The organism is Methylobacterium sp. GC_Met_3, from assembly GCF_026540775.1.
In the GTDB taxonomy this organism is placed as follows: domain Bacteria; phylum Pseudomonadota; class Alphaproteobacteria; order Rhizobiales; family Beijerinckiaceae; genus Methylobacterium.
This window is the reverse complement of the sequence record NZ_JALNUL010000172.1, coordinates 1-848: the sequence shown is the minus strand read 5'-3', so window position 1 is coordinate 848 and position 848 is coordinate 1. Positions and strand designations below refer to the sequence as shown.

General features: G+C 63.0%; 1 protein-coding gene and 1 pseudogene. One reads left to right on the top strand and one right to left on the bottom strand.

Annotation, left to right across the window (positions count from 1 at the left end):
• A pseudogene (locus tag OXS27_RS32370) lies at positions 1-260 on the top strand (hypothetical protein); the annotation flags it as partial.
• A gap of 34 nt (positions 261-294) precedes the next feature.
• Here OXS27_RS32370 and OXS27_RS32365 read toward each other — a convergent pair.
• Positions 295-516, bottom strand: coding sequence for a hypothetical protein (locus OXS27_RS32365; protein WP_267361754.1), 222 nt, complete (start codon positions 514-516; stop codon positions 295-297).
• Between the last annotated feature and the right edge of the window lie 332 nt (positions 517-848).

Genomic DNA, 848 nt, shown 5'->3' with positions numbered 1-848 from the left:
TAGCCCGCCACGCCTTCGAGATCACCGACGATAGCGGAGCGCTCCTGATCGAGGTGCCGTTCACGGAGGTTCTGGATGGCAGGCATAGGCGCTTGCCGCCCAAAGAAACGGCGCAGAGGCAAGTAGCCGCCGCCACGATCGCCCGCTCCACGGAGCTGATCAGTGAGATCCGTGCGGAGAGGGCCGTCACACGAGACAAGCTGGCCGAGACATGGCGGCTTCTCGGGTTATTGCGCCCAAGCAAGGCGTCAGACCAATGAAGCCGCTGCCTGTCCTGGTTCAGCGCCTTTGATCCTAGTCCAAAATGTCTTGGATCAACTGGCGGTTCGCGTTGATGAACGCGATGGTCCCATCGATTTCGCGCAAAACCTTCTCCGTAGCGGCTCGGGCCTCAGTGCCGTCGACAAGGCCGGCGACGATGCGAGCGTGATGCTCGCGGCGTTGCTCGGCCTCGGCGAGATCCCGTTCCGTCTGGGTGAGCAGGCCCCGAAGGTGCTGATCGGACGGTGTCGGCATGGTGGTTACGCCCCTCCAGCCAATGGCATTAGCCCCGCCGCCCGATCTGATCACGGGCTGGCGGGGCTCGGTACCGTTCCTCACGGCAGGGGACCAAAACGCTACGCGGTCCGAGACACAGGATGCCGAAGCACCCTTAGTTGGGCCTCAACAACGGTCCTCGGCCGGGTCCCAGATCGGGATGCCAATCGGTTTTGTCGGTTGGTAATGGCAATCGGTCCAGGCTGAGATTAGACGGACTGCCATTCCCGATGTTCCGCAAAAGTTCTATGTCCTCGCAGGGCGACGCGGAGCGGCAGAATGGCGAGGCGAGGGGTCTTCGTGCGGGCCGA

Bases quoted from the DNA above. Each gene is read 5' to 3' on its own strand.
- OXS27_RS32365 (WP_267361754.1), bottom strand. From the start codon at position 516: ATGCCGACACCGTCCGATCAGCACCTTCGGGGCCTGCTCACCCAGACG.